Origin of the sequence: Pseudoalteromonas phenolica (assembly GCF_001444405.1) — a bacterium.
In the GTDB taxonomy this organism is placed as follows: domain Bacteria; phylum Pseudomonadota; class Gammaproteobacteria; order Enterobacterales; family Alteromonadaceae; genus Pseudoalteromonas; species Pseudoalteromonas phenolica.
Genome location: NZ_CP013187.1, coordinates 2548993 through 2567543, shown reverse-complemented (window position 1 = coordinate 2567543; position 18551 = coordinate 2548993). Strand labels below are relative to the sequence as shown.

General features: G+C 41.0%; 16 protein-coding genes. 6 read left to right on the top strand and 10 right to left on the bottom strand.

Annotated elements, in window-relative coordinates; genetic code table 11:
* Positions 1 to 7: 7 nt before the first annotated feature.
* The 4 genes from PP2015_RS11200 to PP2015_RS11185 form a co-directional block, all read right to left on the bottom strand.
* Positions 8 to 1939: a tetratricopeptide repeat-containing diguanylate cyclase gene (locus PP2015_RS11200; protein WP_058030425.1), complete on the bottom strand. Its 1932-nt coding sequence runs from the start codon at positions 1937 to 1939 to the stop codon at positions 8 to 10.
* A 114-nt stretch (positions 1940 to 2053) separates the two neighbouring features.
* Complete coding sequence (locus tag PP2015_RS11195) at positions 2054 to 2959, bottom strand: sensor domain-containing diguanylate cyclase (RefSeq protein ID WP_058030424.1); 906 nt, start codon at positions 2957 to 2959, stop codon at positions 2054 to 2056.
* A gap of 160 nt (positions 2960 to 3119) precedes the next feature.
* Positions 3120 to 6164, bottom strand: coding sequence for an efflux RND transporter permease subunit (locus tag PP2015_RS11190; protein WP_058030423.1), 3045 nt, complete (start codon positions 6162 to 6164; stop codon positions 3120 to 3122).
* Positions 6165 to 6166: 2 nt separating this feature from the next.
* Complete coding sequence (locus PP2015_RS11185) at positions 6167 to 7261, bottom strand: efflux RND transporter periplasmic adaptor subunit (protein ID WP_058030422.1); 1095 nt, start codon at positions 7259 to 7261, stop codon at positions 6167 to 6169.
* Positions 7262 to 7433: 172 nt separating this feature from the next.
* Here PP2015_RS11185 and PP2015_RS11180 point away from each other — a divergent pair, with 172 nt between their 5' ends.
* Positions 7434 to 8048 carry a TetR/AcrR family transcriptional regulator gene (locus PP2015_RS11180; protein ID WP_058030421.1) on the top strand — a complete coding sequence of 205 codons (615 nt, stop codon included), beginning with the start codon at positions 7434 to 7436 and terminating at the stop codon, positions 8046 to 8048.
* 47 nt (positions 8049 to 8095) lie between these two features.
* Here the strand turns inward: PP2015_RS11180 and PP2015_RS11175 are convergent, their stop codons facing one another.
* The gene (locus tag PP2015_RS11175; protein WP_058030420.1) at positions 8096 to 9055 is read right to left on the bottom strand and encodes an NAD(P)H-dependent oxidoreductase; all 960 of its coding nucleotides are present in this window, start codon (positions 9053 to 9055) and stop codon (positions 8096 to 8098) included.
* 122 nt (positions 9056 to 9177) lie between these two features.
* Between PP2015_RS11175 and PP2015_RS11170 the strand changes: the two genes are divergently transcribed.
* On the top strand, positions 9178 to 10080 hold the full coding sequence (locus tag PP2015_RS11170; protein WP_058030419.1) for a LysR family transcriptional regulator: 903 nt from the start codon (positions 9178 to 9180) through the stop codon (positions 10078 to 10080).
* A gap of 68 nt (positions 10081 to 10148) precedes the next feature.
* Here PP2015_RS11170 and PP2015_RS11165 read toward each other — a convergent pair whose 3' ends face one another.
* Positions 10149 to 10691, bottom strand: a complete 543-nt coding sequence (locus tag PP2015_RS11165; protein WP_058030418.1) for a redoxin domain-containing protein — start codon at positions 10689 to 10691, stop codon at positions 10149 to 10151.
* Between the two features lie 21 nt (positions 10692 to 10712).
* Positions 10713 to 11294: an NAD(P)H-dependent oxidoreductase gene (locus PP2015_RS11160; RefSeq protein ID WP_058030417.1), complete on the bottom strand. Its 582-nt coding sequence runs from the start codon at positions 11292 to 11294 to the stop codon at positions 10713 to 10715.
* Positions 11295 to 11401: 107 nt separating this feature from the next.
* Between PP2015_RS11160 and PP2015_RS11155 the strand changes: the two genes are divergently transcribed.
* The gene (locus PP2015_RS11155) at positions 11402 to 11767 is read left to right on the top strand and encodes a winged helix-turn-helix transcriptional regulator (RefSeq protein WP_058030416.1); all 366 of its coding nucleotides are present in this window, start codon (positions 11402 to 11404) and stop codon (positions 11765 to 11767) included.
* 39 nt (positions 11768 to 11806) lie between these two features.
* On the opposite strand, the gene PP2015_RS11150 is transcribed toward PP2015_RS11155, so the two are convergent.
* Positions 11807 to 12715 (bottom strand): LysR family transcriptional regulator, encoded by a 909-nt coding sequence (locus PP2015_RS11150; protein WP_058030415.1) that lies wholly within the window; start codon positions 12713 to 12715, stop codon positions 11807 to 11809.
* Between the two features lie 97 nt (positions 12716 to 12812).
* Between PP2015_RS11150 and PP2015_RS22040 the strand changes: the two genes are divergently transcribed.
* Positions 12813 to 14141 carry an aldehyde dehydrogenase family protein gene (locus tag PP2015_RS22040; RefSeq protein WP_058030414.1) on the top strand — a complete coding sequence of 443 codons (1329 nt, stop codon included), beginning with the start codon at positions 12813 to 12815 and terminating at the stop codon, positions 14139 to 14141.
* Between the two features lie 3 nt (positions 14142 to 14144).
* Positions 14145 to 14915 carry a 2OG-Fe(II) oxygenase family protein gene (locus PP2015_RS22035; RefSeq protein ID WP_058030413.1) on the top strand — a complete coding sequence of 257 codons (771 nt, stop codon included), beginning with the start codon at positions 14145 to 14147 and terminating at the stop codon, positions 14913 to 14915.
* Positions 14916 to 15244: 329 nt separating this feature from the next.
* Here the strand turns inward: PP2015_RS22035 and PP2015_RS11135 are convergent, their stop codons facing one another.
* Entirely contained in the window at positions 15245 to 15724 is a 480-nt protein-coding gene (locus tag PP2015_RS11135; RefSeq protein WP_206646012.1) for an Lrp/AsnC family transcriptional regulator, read from the bottom strand.
* Between the two features lie 122 nt (positions 15725 to 15846).
* Here PP2015_RS11135 and PP2015_RS11130 point away from each other — a divergent pair, with 122 nt between their 5' ends.
* Complete coding sequence (locus tag PP2015_RS11130; protein ID WP_058031619.1) at positions 15847 to 16443, top strand: OsmC family protein; 597 nt, start codon at positions 15847 to 15849, stop codon at positions 16441 to 16443.
* Between the two features lie 384 nt (positions 16444 to 16827).
* On the opposite strand, the gene PP2015_RS11125 is transcribed toward PP2015_RS11130, so the two are convergent.
* Positions 16828 to 18288: an amidase family protein gene (locus PP2015_RS11125; RefSeq protein WP_058030412.1), complete on the bottom strand. Its 1461-nt coding sequence runs from the start codon at positions 18286 to 18288 to the stop codon at positions 16828 to 16830.
* Positions 18289 to 18551 lie beyond the last annotated feature (263 nt).

The window sequence follows — 18551 nt, the reverse complement described above, 5'->3', positions numbered from 1 at the left end:
TAACTCCCTATAACGGCATCACAGCACGGTTTCGGCCATTTCTTTTAGCTTGATAGAGACAATTATCAGCGAGCTTAAATGCCGAATCTGAAGATTTCAATTCAGTGATAGTAGCAGGGTTACTGCATCCTAATGAAGCTGTCACATTGATTTGTTTATCTCCAATATCTATTGGGTGTGATGCAACCATGTCGACTAAAGAATTCATGTAGGCATCAAAATGATCTCTTTCTTTTAAGACCATCAGAAACTCTTCGCCACCCCATCGAACAAACAATTCGTCATTGTCTATTTTAGACATCAATACTTGAGCCGTGGCTTTCAAGACCTTATCTCCTTTATCATGCCCGTATAAGTCATTCACCTTTTTGAAATGATCTAGGTCTACAACGACTAATCTATAATGCAGTTGGGAATTTAAAATCCTAGGCGTATCAAGCTCCTGTTGATAATGACGTCTATTAGATGCTTTAGTGAGCGGATCTTTGTAGCTAAGTTGATATAATCTTTGGTTGTCTTCTTTCATCTTATAAAAGTGCCAAATAATCCAAGTCATTGCGAATGCAATTGCAATTAACCATAGCCACAGCATTTTTACTTTTTGGTCGTCAACTTGTTTTGTTAGTAAAGCCAATGTGTTTTGTGATGAAAGTAAATCTCGTTCTTGAGTCACTTTTTGAAGTTGAATGGCATTGCCCAGTAGTCTTAGGTCTTCAAATAAAAAAGCGCGTTCATTTGAATAATACTGCTTATAAAGCTTAAATGCTTTGTCGGTATCACCAGTAAATTCTTTAAGTTGTGCATTTAATAATAAGCTCTTAGTTAGGAATCGCTCGTGTTTAATTTCTTTGAACATCTCTATAGAAATGAGCAACGACTGCTCGGCTTTATCTATATGTTTTAACTGAAATAATGCTTTTGCTTGTTCAAAAGCACAAATAGCATGTTGCTTTTTATATTTATCAATAGACGTATGAGATATACATTGCTTTGCAGTTTCGGCGGCTTTTGTGAATTCTTTTTCAGCGAAATATAAACGAGTTAGATTTTTCAAAGAAACAATGCGTGTGTAATCGTCCCCGCCTTGCTCTAACAGTTGAATGGCACTTTGGTGTTTTTGCCAAGCTAATTGATGTTGCCTTGCTTGTGTATGTGCGAACGACTGGTTAAATAAAATGATAATAAAGAAATTCAAATCTTGAGTCTTTCTTTTTTCGAGCAAAGCTTCGGCTTTATCAAGGTGAGATAAAGCATTCTGCCATTGCTCTAGGTGAACATACAAAAGTCCGAGATTATTGTTATATAGGGATTTTAAGTAGTAATCATCTCGTTTGTTTGCAATAGCTAACCCCTGTATAAAAGCTTGTTGGGCTTTGCTCAATTGATTTGCAGCATTAAAAATAACACCAGCAGTTAGATAAAAGTCATACAATAAAAATTCGATATTATCTTGCTCGGCTATGTCGAGCGCTTTACTGATTAGTGCCATGGCATCATCTAAATTATTTTGTCTTATTTTTGATTTGGCTTCGATGTGAAGCAACCAGGCTTTTAACCACTTAGTGTGATGTTGGTTTGCTAATGACGCTAACTTTTGCTCAGCTTGTTTTTTTAAATCATCATCGAATGAATAAATGGCTATTCTTCGGGCGATCTTTTGTGAGTAAATCTGCTCAATGAATTCTGGTGAAGGCTTGTTTTCTTGCCAGCTTGAAAGAGAGAGTGATGCTTTGGTGGGGTCACTTTTAGCTAGAATATATATGTCTAGTAATGGGTGCTTCTTGTCTATTTTAGCAAGTTGCCTTTCCGGGGACTCGATAACAGAAAATTGCTTGTGATTTTCGGGGGTTGTCTGAGCGAGAAAGAAAACCTCTACGGTTGCATAAAGTAATACGGCGATAAGAGATAAAAACAGAGCAAAAAAATACTTTTTTAACATGCCAAAAATGAATAACTATTTTAATAAAGTATACACCAATCGATAGTTTATCGCTTGCTGAACAAAAAAGAGTTAGTTGAGTATTTTTCAACAATGAGTGAGGTGAAACTAAGATTAAAAATGCATATTTGGTTTATAAATGGTGATTGCATGCTTTCCTATATGCTTACTTTCATACATTGCAACATCAGCGTAAGAAATGAGCTTATTACTTGAAATTTCTTCGTCTTCACTACTCGCAATACCAATACTTACTGTAATTGGAGGGTGTTTTTTAAATTCGAGTAAGTCTAGCTTGTTGATGATCTTCAGGGCAATTTTTTTTAATACATGGTTAGGGTTATTGCCCTCTAATACGATCATAAATTCGTCGCCTCCAAATCTTGCAATAAGATCCTTATCTCTGATTGCAGACGCAATCGCATGGGCAACAGATATTAATACTGAGTCGCCATAATCATGTCCAAATTTGTCATTCAATTCTTTGAAGTTATCAATATCTATGAAGAAAACACTGGTCTTTGTATGATGTCTTTTAGCTTCTTTAAGTTTTTGATTCAGGTAGTCAATTGCAAAAGATCTATTATACAAGCCTGTTAGGGAGTCGTGATTTGCTTGGTGAATGATACTTGCTTGTTTGTGTTTTAATTCAGAAATGTCCCTGACAAACATAATGATTCGTTCATGGTTAGAGTATGAAATTCTTGCCTCAAACCATTTTAGTTGGTGCTGAACTTCTAATTCATACTCTGCTACTGCAATTTGTTTAGACTTTAAGCATTGACGTATAGCTTTCTTAACTTGTCTTGCAACTTTGAACGGGAGAACCTGACACATTGATTTCCCTAAAAACTGATTAGGCGGAAGATACAGGTCGCTGGTGTTACCTGCACGATATTCCAAAATTCTATCACTTTTATCAAGTACAAAAATAAGGTCAGGAATGACGCTAAAAATCTCATCTATTGTGAGAGGCATATCAGGTTTATCTGCTATGTTTTTTTGTCCATCTTCAGTCATTAATCATTACTTCAATAATTCGAACTAACTTAATAATTAAAGCAGAAAATAGCGGCAATGAAGGCTTTTGTGTCTAAGTTACCTAACAATAGTTCACTGTTAATAAAAAAATGGGCTAACAAATATTGTTAGCCCACTGTGGCTGGGGAAGCCGGAGTTGTTAAGTGGTTTTACGATAACTTAATCGATAAAACAGACTGTAAAACACAGGGACTGCTATCAAGGTCAAAATGGTTGCAAATGCTAAACCGCCCATGATGGTCACAGACATATCCGCAAAGAACGCATCGCTCAATAGTGGGGCCATACCTAAAATGGTGGTGATAGCAGCCAGTGCTACAGGGCGTAAACGCGAACTACTTGCTGAAACAATCGCTTCTCTAGGTTCGGTGCCTTCGGCAATTTGCAGGTCAATTTCTTCGAGTAAGACAATGGCATTCTTGATCAACATGCCAAATAGACTTAAAAATCCGAGCAGTGACATAAAGCCAAACGGCATATCAGTGACGAGCAGGCCTGTTACCACACCTACTGCGGCCATTGGCACCACAAGCCAGATAATAAGCGGCTGACGCACTCGACCAAATAGCAAAATAGACACGAGTAACATCACTAAGAAACCTGCTGGCAGACCTGTGCCTAGGGCTTCTTGCGCGTCTCTTGATGATTCGTACTCGCCACCCCATTCAATTTTATAGCCATCAGGTAATGGTAGGGCTTCAATTTGTGGCTTAATGCGGGCAAACGCTTTACCAGCGGTTTCGTTAAAGCCTGGCTCTGCCGAAATGGTAATAGTTCTAACACGATCTCGACGATGAATAAGAGTTTCTTCATTTTCTAATTCAACCCCCTTTGAAACCTGTTTAAAGGGAATATAAGTGCGCTGTGATGAACTCCAAACTTGGCTGTTCTCAATAGCTTCGATATCGTTTTGTTCAACTCCGGCCACTTTGGCTTTGATTGAGTAGCTGTAATCACCATTTTGTAATTTTCCTAACTCAAGTCCATTTGATGCATATTGAATAGCTTGTGCGAAATCGTTACGTGAGACTGCAGCAATACCTGCGCTGACAGAGTCATAATGGGCATTCAGTACAAGACCTTTTTCACGCCAGTTATGACGAATATCGCGAATTTGCCCGTCATTTATCATCAGCAACTCGGCTTGTTCGGCAAGTTCTCGCAGTACCTTGGCATCTGGACCTGAGAATCTAACCGCGAGTTTTGCACTTCCTCCTGGGCCAAATTGCATACGCTCAGTATAAAAATCGGCGTTTAAATCGAGCGCAGGCATACTGCTATTGAGCTTTTGGATCAGACCATCGATTTCATCCCGATTGTGCGTGCGTACCAAGAAGTAGCCATAGCTTTCATTTGGTTGCTGTGGCGCATAGGTTAGGGTGAATCTATCTGCCCCTCGACCAACAAAACTGGTGACAGACTCGACTTCTTCGTGCTCTAAAATCAGTGCTTCGGTAAGCGCAACTTTACGGGTGGTCTCGCGAATATCTTGGCCTTGCGGGCCCCAATAATGCACAAAGAACAATGGCGCATTTGATGGCGGAAAGAAACCTTGTTTGACTAAGCCAAAACTGCCGTATGCCACAACTGTGATTGCGAATAAGCCTGCAACGGTGATCCAGCGGAACTTAAGCGCACCACGAAGTACTTTTTCATAGCCACGGTAAAATGCACTATGCTGTTGTTGGTCAGCTTGGTTTTGTTCAACTTTGTAAAAGTACTTACCAAACAGCGGCACGACGGTGATGGCGAGAACCCAGCTCAGCATTAAAGACACTAAAACAACGGCGAATAAAGAATACAGAAATTCACCTGTTGCATCGTCAGATAAACCAATACCAGAAAAGGCCGCGATCCCTATAATGGTTGCACCCAGCAATGGCCATTGTGTTCTTTTGACGATAAAGCTTGCGGCTTCAGCAGCTTTTTTACCTTGCTTCATGCGCAGCATCATACCTTCGGCAACCACAATGGCATTGTCAACCAGCATACCCATCGCGATAACCATCGCGCCTAACGAAATACGCTCTAACTGTAATCCCATTAACCACATGATTAACACCGTGCCCATGACGGTTACTAATAGCACAGAACCAACCACCACGCCTGAGCGCCAGCCCATAAATAGCATCAAGGTTAATGTTACAACCACAACCGATAGCACCAAGTTATTGATAAAGCCTTTTACTGACTCATCGACAATGGCTGCTTGGTCATAAATAGGCGTGAGGGTGATCCCTGCGGGTAATTTTGTCAGTAATTCATTGGCCTTATCGTTTACACGTTGGCCAACTTCAACAATGTTCACATCATTAATGGCAGAAACAGCCAGAGTAATGGCATCGTGACCTTGATAACGAATAAGCACAGGTTGAATGTCGACTGGCTCAAACTTAAGAGTGGCGATGTCACGAACTTTAATTGACTGATTCGTCCCTGGTACGACTAAGGTGAGATTATAAATTTCTTCAATATGGTCAACCGGGTTCTCAACAACTAAACGAAGTTGACGACCTTCTACTTCAACACGACCGCCGTTAAAGGGCTGCAGGTTTTCTTGCAATAGTCTGGTTAGATCAGGAAAAGAGATCCCTAAGCCAGATAATTGATAGGGGTTGATATAAGCCACTAATTGCTCTTGCTGAACACCGCTCACTTGCACTTTTGCAACGCCTTCAGTTACTAACAGTTCGCGGCGAATAACGCGGGCAAATTCACGTAACTCATGTAGAGAAAAGTCAGGGGCACTGAGTGCGTAATACATGCCGTATACATCACCAAAGTCATCATAAACATTGGGTGCGTGGCTGCCGTTAGGCAATTGTTTTGCTGCATCTCTTAAGCGCTTTCTGAGTTCATCCCATATTTGGGGGAGTACATCAGAATCAAAATGTGATTGCACTTCAACTGAAATTTCAGAAATGCCTGGCTTAGAAATTGAGGTTAACCGCTTTAATTGCGGCATTTGCTGTAATGCGATTTCTAAAGGCTCGGTGATCTCGCGCTCTACTTTCTCGGCACTGGCACCGGGGAACTGCGTGACGACTTGCACTTGTTTAATGGTAAAAGCAGGATCTTCTAAGCGACCAATTTTACCAAGGGCAACGGCACCACCGACTAAAAATACGATCACCAGCAACCAGATGTTGACTGGATTTTTTATGGCATAACGTGCGATATCCATGGTTATAGCTCCGCTTTATACGGTTTTACCGCTAAACCTTCACGCATTTTCGGTGCGCCGGCTGCAACCACTAAATCATCTTTATTTAAACCTTGAGCAATGGCAGCCATATTGTTATCGACTTTAAGTACCTCGACGTTGCGTTTTTGCACGGTTGAATTGGTTTTGTCGTATGCCCAAACATGAAAGCCGTCAGCGTTACTACCTTGCAGTGCATTAAAAGGTATTAACATCACATCATCGTTTGCATTATCTTGTAGGCTGACTTTTACAATGGCGCGAGCACCGGGTGTTAAACTGTTGTCGCTGACCTGTGCAGCAAATACGACTTTGTATGTTTGTGTGATGGGATCAGGCTGCGTGGCATGCTCTATGTAAGTAAGTTCATACTTCTTTTCCGGAGCAGAAATAATATGGGCTTCAGTTTTGACTAAACTACCTTGTTGGTAGCTACTAAGCAGGCGCTCAGGCACATTCACGTTGAAGTAAAATAGCGAAACATCTTGCAACTTGGCGATGATGTCGCCAGCTTTTACATAGTTACCGTTTTCGACTAAGCGTTCAGATACTTGTGCATTAAATGGCGCTGAAAGTGAAGTGTAACTCAAGTCTTGCTCGGCTTTACTCAGGGCGATTTCTGCTAATTCAAAGTTCGTTTTCGCATTGTCTAATTGACTTTGTGAGGCCAAACCATTTTTAGCTGTCGCTTCAATACGTTTTAAATCTCTTGCGGCTTGCTTCAATCGCGTTTGGGCTTCTTGTACTCTTTGTTTGAAAAGAGTTGGGTCGATTTGCGCCAAAATCTCACCTTCATTCGCCACAGATCCAGTTTGCAGCTTGGTATTAATAAGACGACCTGACACTTCAAAACTTAAATCTATGGTTTTAACTGCCGCAACTTCAGCAGGAAAAGTGCGGGTATATTGCTTCGCGTTGGTCATGACAGGTGAAAGTTTTACCGTTTGAACAACTTGCGTGTCTGTTTGCTGCTCGTTTGCAGGCGCGCAAGCGGTGAGGGCAGACGACATAGCGATTGTCATAATAAATGCAGTCGTGACTTTGAGAGTCGTTAGATTAACTAAAGCATTAAGTTTCATACTGTATAGGCTCGCCAATAAGTTAAATTAATTTTCTCGACTTGCTTGTTGCTGGATCTCAAGCTGAAACAGCAAAGTTGCAAGTAAACTGTACGGTGTAGTTTACTGGTGAAATTTGAAAAGTAAACTAATTAGTGTAAAAATAACTCAATCAGATATCTGAGAGTGAGTTATGAGCGAAGTTAAAAAAACACGAAGTGAGCTTAAGCGCGAAGCCATAGTGAATGGCGCAGTTGAAGCGTTTCAAAAATATGGTGTGAGCGATACCAGCATGGATAAAGTGGCCGAAACTGCTGGCGTGTCGAAGCGTACCGTGTACAATCATTTCCAAAATAAAGAAACTTTAGTTACTGAAATAATTAAAGATATTTGGAGTCAAAACTTCGTAAACCACGACTTTCCTTACGATGCGACGACCCCTGTAAAAGCGCAACTTCATGAGCTGGTGGTGAAAGAAATTCAGTTCATGAATGACAAAAAGATGCATGAGCTTATTCGCGTTGCAATGGGGGTGTGTTTATTCAACCCAGACAAATTTGTCGATAACATTGGTGAGTTTTTCGAACAAGAAACGACAACAATCCGATGGTTAAAGTCGGCCATGCAGGATGGCAAGATCAAAGAGGCTGAGCCACGTTTAGCGCATGAGCAGTTGGTGAGCTTATTAAAAGGCCAAGCATTTTGGCCGCAAATTTTGCATCAAGCAGAGTCATTGACTGAGCAAGAGATCACTAAATTGGCTGAAGATACCATCGACTTCTTCTTGGCCTACTATCTTATAAAATAGTTCACATTGTGCTAGCCCTGAAAACAAACTCTCAGGGCTAGCTCATTTTAACGACTCAAAACATCAACAAGGTATTCATTGATGATCACGCTACCATCGATGATTTTGAGCTGCCATGTTTCATTTACAAGCACATTCACATGCTCACCTTGAAGATCTGAGTCTTCATATGACTGAGCGATTAAACGAATTCTGAGTGCGACCTCATACCCCTTATTAGTTTCTGTAATATCTATTTGTTCTACTTTATGGTCGCAGTTAGGCTTAAATGTCTTTCTTGCAATTGCGTACCAATCTCTAAAACCCTCATGACCGATGAACTCGCCTTCAGGCATCACCAGCCTAATTGAGTCTGATAAATGAGATGTGAAATATTCGTTTTGCTCTGGGAGTAAATCAAATGTGCTGAACCACTCAGAGACAAAGCTCGTTATCTTTTGCTCTGTCGATTCTGTCAGGGTACTGATTGCCTTAATCAGTGCTTGGCTATGAGTAATAGCACGGTTTTGAACATCTTCTAATTTGTTATAAACCCCTTCGATATAGACCATACGATGTGTAAAAACGGGTTTAACAAAATTCATTTTGGCCATATATGCCGTTTGCTGAAGCGGCTTTATGAGTTCTTCAATACTGAAATGGTTATAACCAAGAGGCGTATAAGACTCTTCTGGACCGCCAACAGTGAAAGATAAGAGCAGGGCTTTATCTTTTAATTTGTCACCTTGTGCACCATAGGCAAAATTATAGCTAAATACATCATCAAGCCATTTTTTCAGCAGGGCTGGTATCGAGTACCAGTAAAATGGAAATTGTAAAACAATAATGTCAGCATCAATGATCGCATCTTGTTCAGCCTGTACATCAATTTTGTAGTCAGGATATAAAGCATCCAGTCTACGAACAGTTAAATTACTCACAGAGGTTTCTAGTTGCTCTAAAATTACTGTGTTGGTGTAAGACTCTTTCAAGTTCGGATGGCCTGAAATTACAACAACTTTACTCATAATTAAACTCCCAAATCAGGTATATCGAAATTTGTATAAAACCAGTGTAAGCTGAAGCATTGATAAGTATTAGAGGGTTAATAGCTATAAGATTATAAGTTTTTAGCTATTAATTAAGAATTATGAAAGGCGCGACATTTAATCAATTAATGATGTTTCACACGATTGTGAAAGAGGGGAGCATCACTAAAGCAGCACAGAAACTTGAAATTGCTTCGCCATCAGTGAGCAATGCCTTAAAGGCGTTAGAATCTCAAGTTGGGCTCCCCCTGTTTATTCGAACGACCAGAAGAATTGAACTGACTGAAGCAGGCCGACAGTTATTTGAGCAGACAAAAACCTCGGTCGATGACTTACAAAGTGCCTTCGAAAGTGTCTCTGAGTTAGGTAAGGCACCTTCAGGTAAAGTACGTTTAACAACTCCTCGATTTGTATTTGATTATTTACTGCAGCCAATTTACGGTGAGTTTTGTGCGCGTTACCCCGATATTGATTTAGAAATATCAATATCAGATGCCGCAATAGATATTTTAAAAGAAGGGTATGACTTAGGTATTCGGTTTGGTGATAGAGTACAAGAAGGTATGGTTGCTAAGGCGCTGACAGAGCCTATGAAAGAAGCGCTGTTTGTATCTCCAAAGTATATTGAGCAATATGGTTTGCCTCAATCACCCAGCGACTTAAGCAGTCATAAACTGATCCAGTATAGGTTTATTACTTCAAACCAAATTGCGCCCTTGCTGTTGGACGAATCTGGCGTGACAAAAGCCTATGATGTGCCAAATGCGCTTATTGTGAATGATACAAATTTAATGGTTGATGCGGCTTTGCAAGGGTTAGGGATTGGCCGTATTGTTGAACCAGTTATAAAGCCTTATTTTGAAAAGCAAACATTGGTTCCTGTACTTGAAGCCTATTGGTGTCCCTATTCCGCACTTTATTTATACTTTTACAAAAATACTCAAAAGGCGAAACGTATCAGAGTGTTTATAGACTTCTTAATAGAAAAGTTAAGAGAGCAATAGTGCGGTGCTGGTTTGACCGCACTTAACCGGGTTTTAATTTCAGCATGGCTATTTAACTTGAGTAAAGGTTACTTATGCATGCCACGAATAGGGTAGTTATTGTCTGGGTTTCTGATCCACGCTAAGCCATTTACGAGTGCTTGTAGTTCAGGACGCACAAACGGGTTATTTGAAATGTCGACCACTTGAATATGACCTTCAGTGTTTATTACGAACAGGCCAGGTTCTGCAAATGGGTGATCAGTTTCTTGTTCTGAACGCGGATCAGAGATATACAAGCCAAGCGTTTTCATTTGCTCAATGCTCAAGCCATAACTTATGTCATAGCTTATCTCTAATTGCTCATTATGTGCCTCAAGCTGCGCTTTACTATCACCAGAGACGGCAATGATGTCGACGCCAATGTCGGCAAGGGCATCTTTAAACTGCTCTAGCTGGTTGAGATAGCGTGTACATAAAGGGCAATGTTTACCACGATATACCAGCACAAGTTTCCAATCAAAACCGGCCTTTGGCTTTGCAAGATTGACTGACTCGCCACTGAGTAAAGTCGCTGTGATGTCAGGAAAAACAGTGCCAGCATGAAGTTTGGTTGTGTAATCTGAGTTCATTTAATTTCCTTAGGGTGAATTCTAAAAATGTGCGTTTAAATGTGCTTCAAAGCGTTTTAAGTCGTTCTCAATATCGGCGTTTTTCATCACATCAAAGCAGGCAAATGTGGCCATAGGTTGCATATCGAAAAACTTAAAATTCATATGCATAGGTAACATTAAGTCATCAACTGACTTACCTTCAAAAAAGTCATTAGAATCGTTAAATGATTCTTCAGGTGCATTGAATGTCAGCGAAAGCATGTATTTAGTGCCTGTCATTGTGCCGCCTTTGCCATAGTTGGCTTTAGGTGCTTGTTCATTTCGACCGTCACCTAAGCACAGTGCGCCGCCCATACCAGCTGTGTAGACTTCATCCATATACTTTTTGAAAGACCAAGTGACGCCCATCCAATTGACCGGAGTTTGTAAGAATACATAGTCAGCCCATTGGTGATTTTCAAGCTCTTTTTCGACGTCGATGTTGTCTTGCATCGTCACAACGCGAGTTGAATGACCCTTGCTTTGAAAAATGCTGACAGCTTTGTCTACCAAGGTTGCGTTTAACTTACCTTCAGAGAACGGGTAATACTGATGGCCGTTAATGATTAAAATATTGCTCATGGTTTGCTCCAGTGTGTTTGCAATTAACTTGTGGTATATTTTAGGAACCTATTCACCTTAATCAATTAGTATACTTTTAGTAACCTAATAAAAGTGAGCGTCAAAAAATGAAAAGTCGAGTAGAAACAGATAGTAAAGGGCGAAAAAAAGTTTTAGATTCCTGTACTGAACCCTGTGCCATAGAAAAAGGCATGCGTTTAATTGGTGGTAAGTGGAAGGGCTCGATTATTTATCACTTAAAAGATGAGCCTGTGAGATTTAATGATTTGTCGCGTATGTTAGGCGGCGCCACCAAGAAAATGGTCGACCAACGGCTCAAAGAGTTAGAGCAAGAAGGCATGGTGTTGCGTAAAGTCATCAGTGAACGCCCTGTTGCCGTGACCTATGAGCTCACAAAATTTGGGCGCTCAGCCTTGAGTATTTTAGAAGCATTGCGGCAGTGGTCAGAATCGCATGACATTGAATTGAATTAGCGACTAGCTTCTCGAGCTCTTATTTAGGTCAAACTAGAATTAGGTTGCCGCATTTTCGGGATCATAAAGCGCGCTCACTTGTTTTCTTATCCAGCGGTTTAATGGATCTTGGTCTGAACGTTGGTGCCAAGCTGTGATGACATCAAAAGTGGGCAGGTTTAGCTGGCAGTTTAAAACTTTTAAATTATCGTTGGGTAATAGCTTACTCGGTAGCAGTGCTATCACATCTGTTGATGCGATACATTCTGCGGCAGCCGCAAAGAAAGGCACTGTCATGACAATGTTTCTTTTTAAGCCATGAGATTTAAAAAACGTATCTGCTGAGCCAACCAAATTTGCACGTTTTGGTGAAATGATAAGTTGTGGGTGAGAAGCGATTTCTTCCATTGTCCAGCGGTGCTCTGCTTTTGGGTGTGTTTTACTGACAACACATTGGTGTGTTTCGGTATATAAAACGTGTTTAGGATACTTACTAGGCACAAAGCTTGGAAATGACAATACTAGGTCAATTTCAGCACTATCTAGTAACTGACTTAAGTTATCTATTTCAATATCTCGCACAATCACTTTCAAGTTAGGTGCTTGGCTTCTTAGTTTTGCCAGCAGATTGGGTAAGATGACTGATTGAGCATAATCAGTTGCACATATGGTAAATACCTCACTGATTGAGCCGGGGTCAAATTCTTTGGGTGCTACTAGTTTTTCAACTTGAGCAATAATGTTGGCAACGTCATTTTGGAGTGATAATGCGTAGGGGGTTGGGATGAGCCCATTGCTTTTTCTGACAAATAGCCTGTCGTTGAAAGTGTGCCGTAGCTTTTTTAATTGATCGCTCACGGCTTGCTGACTTATGCCCATTTGAGCCGCGACTTTTGAGACATTGTGTTCAATGAGCAAGAAGTGCAACACTCTCAGCTGTTTGATGTCTAGATTTGCTATACCGCTCATGCTTGTATCTCATACGCATTATTCTTGTTTCTAATTGTATCACCTATGTCTTAACATGAAATCATTATTTGAAAAGATAGCATTCGTTAGGTGAGACATGACATTGATTTCGTATGACCCAAGTAATGGCCTTGTATTAGGTGAAGTGTCAGTAGCAGATCAAGATAAGATAAATGCAACGATAGCCCATGCAAAGTTACAACAGTTAAGTTGGCGGCAAACGCCTATACATGAAAGAAGTCGCATTATTAGTCAGGCGTTTAAAGCCTTGATCCCATTTCAAGATGAGCTGGCAGAATTACTCTGCAAAGAGATGGGAAAAAGTCTGGATAGAGGAACTGGCGAGGTACGAGGGGCGCTATTTTCGGGAAGCTATTATGCGGCTGAAGCAGCAAAAGCATTAGCCCCTCAGACTGATGGCAGTGGTGTGCAATATCGACCTCTGGGCGTTTGCGCAGTGATCTCACCTTGGAATTATCCACTAGCAATGGCAGTGAATTTATTCGTACCAGCTCTAGTCGCTGGTAATACGGTGGTGTTTAAGCCCTCAGAAGAAACCCCATTAATTGCAGAGCGTTTTACTCGTCTACTAAATCAATATTTGCCTGAGGGTATTTTAAACATTCTGCATGGCGATGGAGAGGTGGGAAGTACGATAGTTGCTCACGAAAGTATTGATCTCATTGCCTTCACAGGTTCACAAGCCGTTGGTAAGCAGATTATGGCATCAGCTGCGTCTTCACTTAAGCGATTGATCATGGAGCTCGGAGGTAATGATCCCATGATAGTGCTTGAAGATGCCAATATCAAAGCTGCAGCGCAATTTGCTGTTGCGAGCAGTTTTGAAAATGCGGGTCAAATGTGCACATCGACAGAGCGTATCTATGTGGCAGAATCAATCTCAAGTGAATTTATTCAAGAAGTCACTGCGTTGGCTTCGCAATATAGGCTTGGCAGTTGGAATGAAACACATGCTGATATTGGACCGATAATCAATGCCAAGCAAGTTAGAAAGATTCAGTCGCATATTGATGATGCATTAAGAAAAGGCGCGCATTTATTACTCGGCGGCCATGCAATTCAAGAACGATATATCGAACCGACTGTGATCAGCGGGATCACTCATGAAATGGTCATGGAGCAACAAGAGACATTTGGTCCTGTTGTCGCAATATCTACTTTTCAAACAGTGAGAGAGGCGATAGCACGAGCCAATGATTCTACCTATGGCTTAGGGGCCGTGGTGTTTGGTAATCAGGACGCGCAACATGTTGCTGCACAATTAGAAGCGGGCATGATTGGCATTAACAAAGGGCCTGGTGGGAATGGCGATAGCCCTTGGATTGGTGCAAAACAAAGCGGTTTTGGTTTTCATGGCAGTGTGCAAGGGCATCGCCAATTTGCACAGATGACAGTGGTGAGTTAAGTAATGAACTATGATGATTTTTATGTTGTTGCACGAGAACAAGGTGCTGAACGCAGCGATATTCCACTTTGGGCAAATAGAGGGGAAAACCCTGCTCAGTTGGCGCTTACGCATGAAAGACAAGTTGAATTAAACCCAATTGAAGAGGTGCCAGGCGCATTTCAGTTATTGAATGTTTTGTCTCAAGCCGAATGCCAAAGACTTATTGAGATTGCAGAATCGCTGAGTTTCAATCTAGATGCCGCTGTGTCTCTTCCTCGCTCAGTGAGACATAACTCAAGCCTCACTTGGGTCATCGACGAACAAACTGAATCATTAATCTGGGAGCGATGCGCACCTCTATTATCTCAGGGCATTGAAGCCATTTCAGGCCAAGTACCTGTTGGGATCAATGCTAGATGCCGTTTTTATAAATATGGAGAAGGGGACTTCTTTAAACCACATATTGATGGCGCTTGGCCGGGCAGCAAGATCATTAATGAACAAAATATTATGAATGCATACGATGACAGATGGAGTCAGATGACATTTTTGATTTTGTTGTCAGATGACTTTAAAGGCGGTCACACTCAATTTTGGGTGAATGCACAAGATGACTCAAGGCCTGCAAAAAATGGAGAGCCTGCAAAAATCATAAATGTCAGAACACCCGCAGGTGGCGTGTTATGTTTTCCGCATGGCACACACCCTTTACATTGCTTACATAGCTCAGAGGCAATTACTCAAGGCGTAAAATACATTATCCGGACAGACCTGTTATTCCCTGTAGATTAACAGGGCATACCCAAACCACCTCAAGATACGAGATTCAGCGAGAATTGATTGGCTGTCAGACAAGGCATCGATTTGAAGATCTAGTGGTTCTAAATCGAAAATTGATAACGCAGTATGAAAGCCAATCAAACTCGCCCAAGGGAGCGTGCTTTCAGTCCTATTTCATCGTCAAAGAACTTGGAAAGGACTCGTCATTACGCTGCGTCCTTTTCCTTGAACTCGAACAGAAGGCAGTGCTCTGAATCATGTATCTTGAGGTAGTTTGGGTATTAGTACATTCTCCACCAAAGCTCGTCGTCAAGCCGAGCTTTTTTCTTTAATGGTGAATATTAATCTAAGTCTACAGGCAAGGCAGAAGTGTGTTTAACCTGATCGAGTACAAACAGGGTTTGTGCTTCTTTAATTTCAGGAAAGCTTCTTAATTCTTTGAGTATAAAACGAGAGAGCTCTTTATTTGACCGCGCAACGACTTTCATTAAGTGGTCATAGGCACCAGAGAGCGAATAGCATTCTAAAATAAGTGGGTGCTCAATTACAGCCAGTTTGAATTTATCAAATGCCGCTTCATTTTTCTGGTCAATGCTCACCTGCACAAAGGCTAATACCCCAAACCCTGCTTCTTCGGCATCGAGTACGGCACTGTAGCCTTTAATGACGCCTTTCTCTTCAAGTGATTTAGTGCGACGTAAACAAGTCGATTCAGACATATGGGTTTCTTTGGCCAAATCAACCATAGACATGCGGCCGTTACTCTGTAGCTGTGAAAGGATATTTTTGTCTTGCTTCTCAAGCATGGTGGTTTCCGTCATATTTTGCCTTTAAGGTGAAGAATAGCACCAAACTGGATTCAATTTTAGGCTATTTTGACGGCACCCTGCAGACAAAATGGCATAAGCTATTTTTAAACAAAAGCACGTTTAAAGAGAGCATCATGACAGAACAAAAGTTTTATCACGTAGGTGAGAGAAGCACTGAGCAACCTGCAACAACTCAATACCAACCTTCAAAATTTGCTAAAGCAAAGCACCCAGAGCCGTACCGCTTTGAAGTCAATTTAAGTGCAGAAGCAGGCAATATGCAGAGTAAAACTGGTGTGGTTTCGGTGAATATTCCGGGCTTTAGCCCAGTGAAATTATACTGTGACGAACAGCCGCCTGTGGGGGAAGATACTGCGCCGCCGCCACTGGCATTTTTCTCGGCAGGCATTGGTTTTTGCTTGATGACGCATTTAACCGATATTTTGACGGCACGAAAAATTCAAGTAGATAGTTTAAAGCTAGAGCAGCGTATCGTATTTCGTACTAACTTGGGCCACATGCGTGAGCATGGTTATATGACAGATGGCGGCTGTGATGTAGTTGAGACTCATGTGATCATCGAAAGCCCTGAGCCTGAAGAGAAAATCAAAGATCTATTGGATGAAGCTGAAAATGGTTGTATGGCGCACTTTGCGCTTCGCAATCCTATTCCTTGGTCGACACGCTTAGTTTATAACGGTAAAGAGGCGATCAGTCGTTCAGGCGAATAAATCTGGGCATTTATACCAACCCTCTTGATTAAGTGATCTATGGTGAGGCAAGAAAAGCTTATTGATAAAAAAGCAAAAGTTTTGCTGTTTAGTTATTTAGAATGAGAGATTTTTAACGTGGTTAGCGGCAGCTTTAGTCCCTCAAAATGATTAAGTATTATTTAGGATTGGTATTATTTTTATCAGAAAAGAAAAAGCGCACTGTAGAGTAGTGCGCTTAATTTCTGCGAATGGTGAAGGGGTTTACTAAATGCAAGGACTAGTTATTGGTGAATGCAACACCGTTTCGACCCTTCAGTATGTTAAACGCAGCTGCTATTAGAAAAGATCAGTTAATTTAAAAAAATCTTTAAGATTCTTGCTTAGTACTATGCTTTACCATTTTTACAGCTTAGGTGCGACGCGCCCTTGAGTTAACTGCTCAAGCTGCTTTGCGATTTCAAGCACTTTCATATCTTGGTCTAAGTCACCAATAATACTTACAGCAAACGGCATCCCGTCTTTTAATCCCATAGGGACAGTGATGCTTGGTGAGCCTGTTACGGCGGCAAGTGTTGAGCTGCTACCTGTAAATTTGTCTCCATTGATCGGGTCTATTTTCCATGCAGAGCCAACGCTCGGTGCAATGATGGCATCGAGTTTATGTTGTTTGAATATTTCCTTTAATTGTTGCTTAGCGTATTTGTTTATCGCAGCGACAGCTTGTGTGTATTTAGCTTCATCATTCGCTTGAAGTGAGGCAAGTAAGAGCCCTTGTTGTTGATCGTTCAATTTTTTGTTGTATTCAATTAGTTCAGGCAGTGATTTAACACTGACACCATCACCGGTATTTGCTAAATAAGCTGTGACACCATGATTAAACTCGAACAACAGTACATCAAATTCAGCAGGAAATATTTTGTCCATATTGTTGAACTGGATATCGTTAACGATAGTTACACCCGCTGATCCCAAGCGTTTTAAGGTGTCTTCAAATTCAGCTTTATAAGTTTGATTAAACTTGTTTATACCCGGGATAACTCCAATGCGTTTACCTTGCAAGGAATGAGTTGAAGGTGACTCTTTACGAGCATACTCCGAGATTGCTAAATAAGTAAGCTGAGCATCAGTCACAGTTCTTGTAATAGGGCCTGCTGTATCTTGAGAATGCGCAATCGGAATGATCCCTGCTTGGGAGATATGATGAATACTTGGCTTAAAACCAACAACGCCATTGAGCGCGCTTGGGCAGTGAATTGAACCATCGGTTTCTGTACCAATACTGACTAGTGCTAGGTTACTAGAAACTGCTACAGCAGAACCAGAGCTAGAGCCGCAAGGAGTCATGGTCAGATCGTAAGGGTTTTTTACTTGACCACCAACATGGCTATAACCACTCGAGCTAGGTGAAGATTTAAAGTTTGCCCATTCACTTAAATTTGCCTTTCCTAAAATGATTGCACCTTCTGAAAGCAATTTTTCAACAATAGGGGCATTTTTGCTTGGGTAATGATTTTGCAATGCGAGCGCCCCGGCAGTGGTTGCCATTAATTTGGTATCTATGTTGTCTTTAATTAAAACGGGTACACCAAATAAAATGCCTTGTTTACCACTTTCTTTGTAGCGTTTGTCTTTGTTCAAAGCTTGTTGGTAGGCGTCGGGATTGACAGTGATCACTGCGTTTAGTTGAGGATTATGTTTTTGTATGTTGCTTAAGTAATACTGGGTAACTTCAGCAAAAGTAAATTGACCTGCTTTTACCCCTTGATGAAGCTGGTTAATTGTCAACTCAGAAAAGTCTTTTGGTTGTGATAGCGCTGAGGATGAAATTAATAAAGACAGCACGACCATGCAGTTTTTTATCATGAATGTATTCCTTTTAGGTATTTAATCGATGGTATCTGATGGATTTTTAAACTGCAATTATTCAGAAAAATAAAATAGCCTATTAGCTAGTGAGAGCGCCGATTAGTTTGCTTGAAAAATAAATGGCTTTTTTAAAGTTCTCGCTCCCACTTGATAGGCTAAAACCATTCATTCACTTGGTTTCTTTAAAGTAACTTTATCGTTTAAGTTTTAGGCTTTTCATATGTTAAAAACAATATCTACCCGATTTTAAAATAAAGCAT

Bases quoted from the DNA above. Each gene is read 5' to 3' on its own strand.
- PP2015_RS11200 (WP_058030425.1), bottom strand. From the start codon at position 1,939: ATGTTAAAAAAGTATTTTTTTGCTCTGTTTTTATCTCTTATCGCCGTA.
- PP2015_RS11195 (WP_058030424.1), bottom strand. From the start codon at position 2,959: ATGACTGAAGATGGACAAAAAAACATAGCAGATAAACCTGATATGCCT.
- PP2015_RS11190 (WP_058030423.1), bottom strand. From the start codon at position 6,164: ATGGATATCGCACGTTATGCCATAAAAAATCCAGTCAACATCTGGTTG.
- PP2015_RS11185 (WP_058030422.1), bottom strand. From the start codon at position 7,261: ATGAAACTTAATGCTTTAGTTAATCTAACGACTCTCAAAGTCACGACT.
- PP2015_RS11180 (WP_058030421.1), top strand. From the start codon at position 7,434: ATGAGCGAAGTTAAAAAAACACGAAGTGAGCTTAAGCGCGAAGCCATA.
- PP2015_RS11175 (WP_058030420.1), bottom strand. From the start codon at position 9,055: ATGAGTAAAGTTGTTGTAATTTCAGGCCATCCGAACTTGAAAGAGTCT.
- PP2015_RS11170 (WP_058030419.1), top strand. From the start codon at position 9,178: ATGAAAGGCGCGACATTTAATCAATTAATGATGTTTCACACGATTGTG.
- PP2015_RS11165 (WP_058030418.1), bottom strand. From the start codon at position 10,691: ATGAACTCAGATTACACAACCAAACTTCATGCTGGCACTGTTTTTCCT.
- PP2015_RS11160 (WP_058030417.1), bottom strand. From the start codon at position 11,294: ATGAGCAATATTTTAATCATTAACGGCCATCAGTATTACCCGTTCTCT.
- PP2015_RS11155 (WP_058030416.1), top strand. From the start codon at position 11,402: ATGAAAAGTCGAGTAGAAACAGATAGTAAAGGGCGAAAAAAAGTTTTA.
- PP2015_RS11150 (WP_058030415.1), bottom strand. From the start codon at position 12,715: ATGAGCGGTATAGCAAATCTAGACATCAAACAGCTGAGAGTGTTGCAC.
- PP2015_RS22040 (WP_058030414.1), top strand. From the start codon at position 12,813: ATGACATTGATTTCGTATGACCCAAGTAATGGCCTTGTATTAGGTGAA.
- PP2015_RS22035 (WP_058030413.1), top strand. From the start codon at position 14,145: ATGAACTATGATGATTTTTATGTTGTTGCACGAGAACAAGGTGCTGAA.
- PP2015_RS11135 (WP_206646012.1), bottom strand. From the start codon at position 15,724: ATGACGGAAACCACCATGCTTGAGAAGCAAGACAAAAATATCCTTTCA.
- PP2015_RS11130 (WP_058031619.1), top strand. From the start codon at position 15,847: ATGACAGAACAAAAGTTTTATCACGTAGGTGAGAGAAGCACTGAGCAA.
- PP2015_RS11125 (WP_058030412.1), bottom strand. From the start codon at position 18,288: ATGATAAAAAACTGCATGGTCGTGCTGTCTTTATTAATTTCATCCTCA.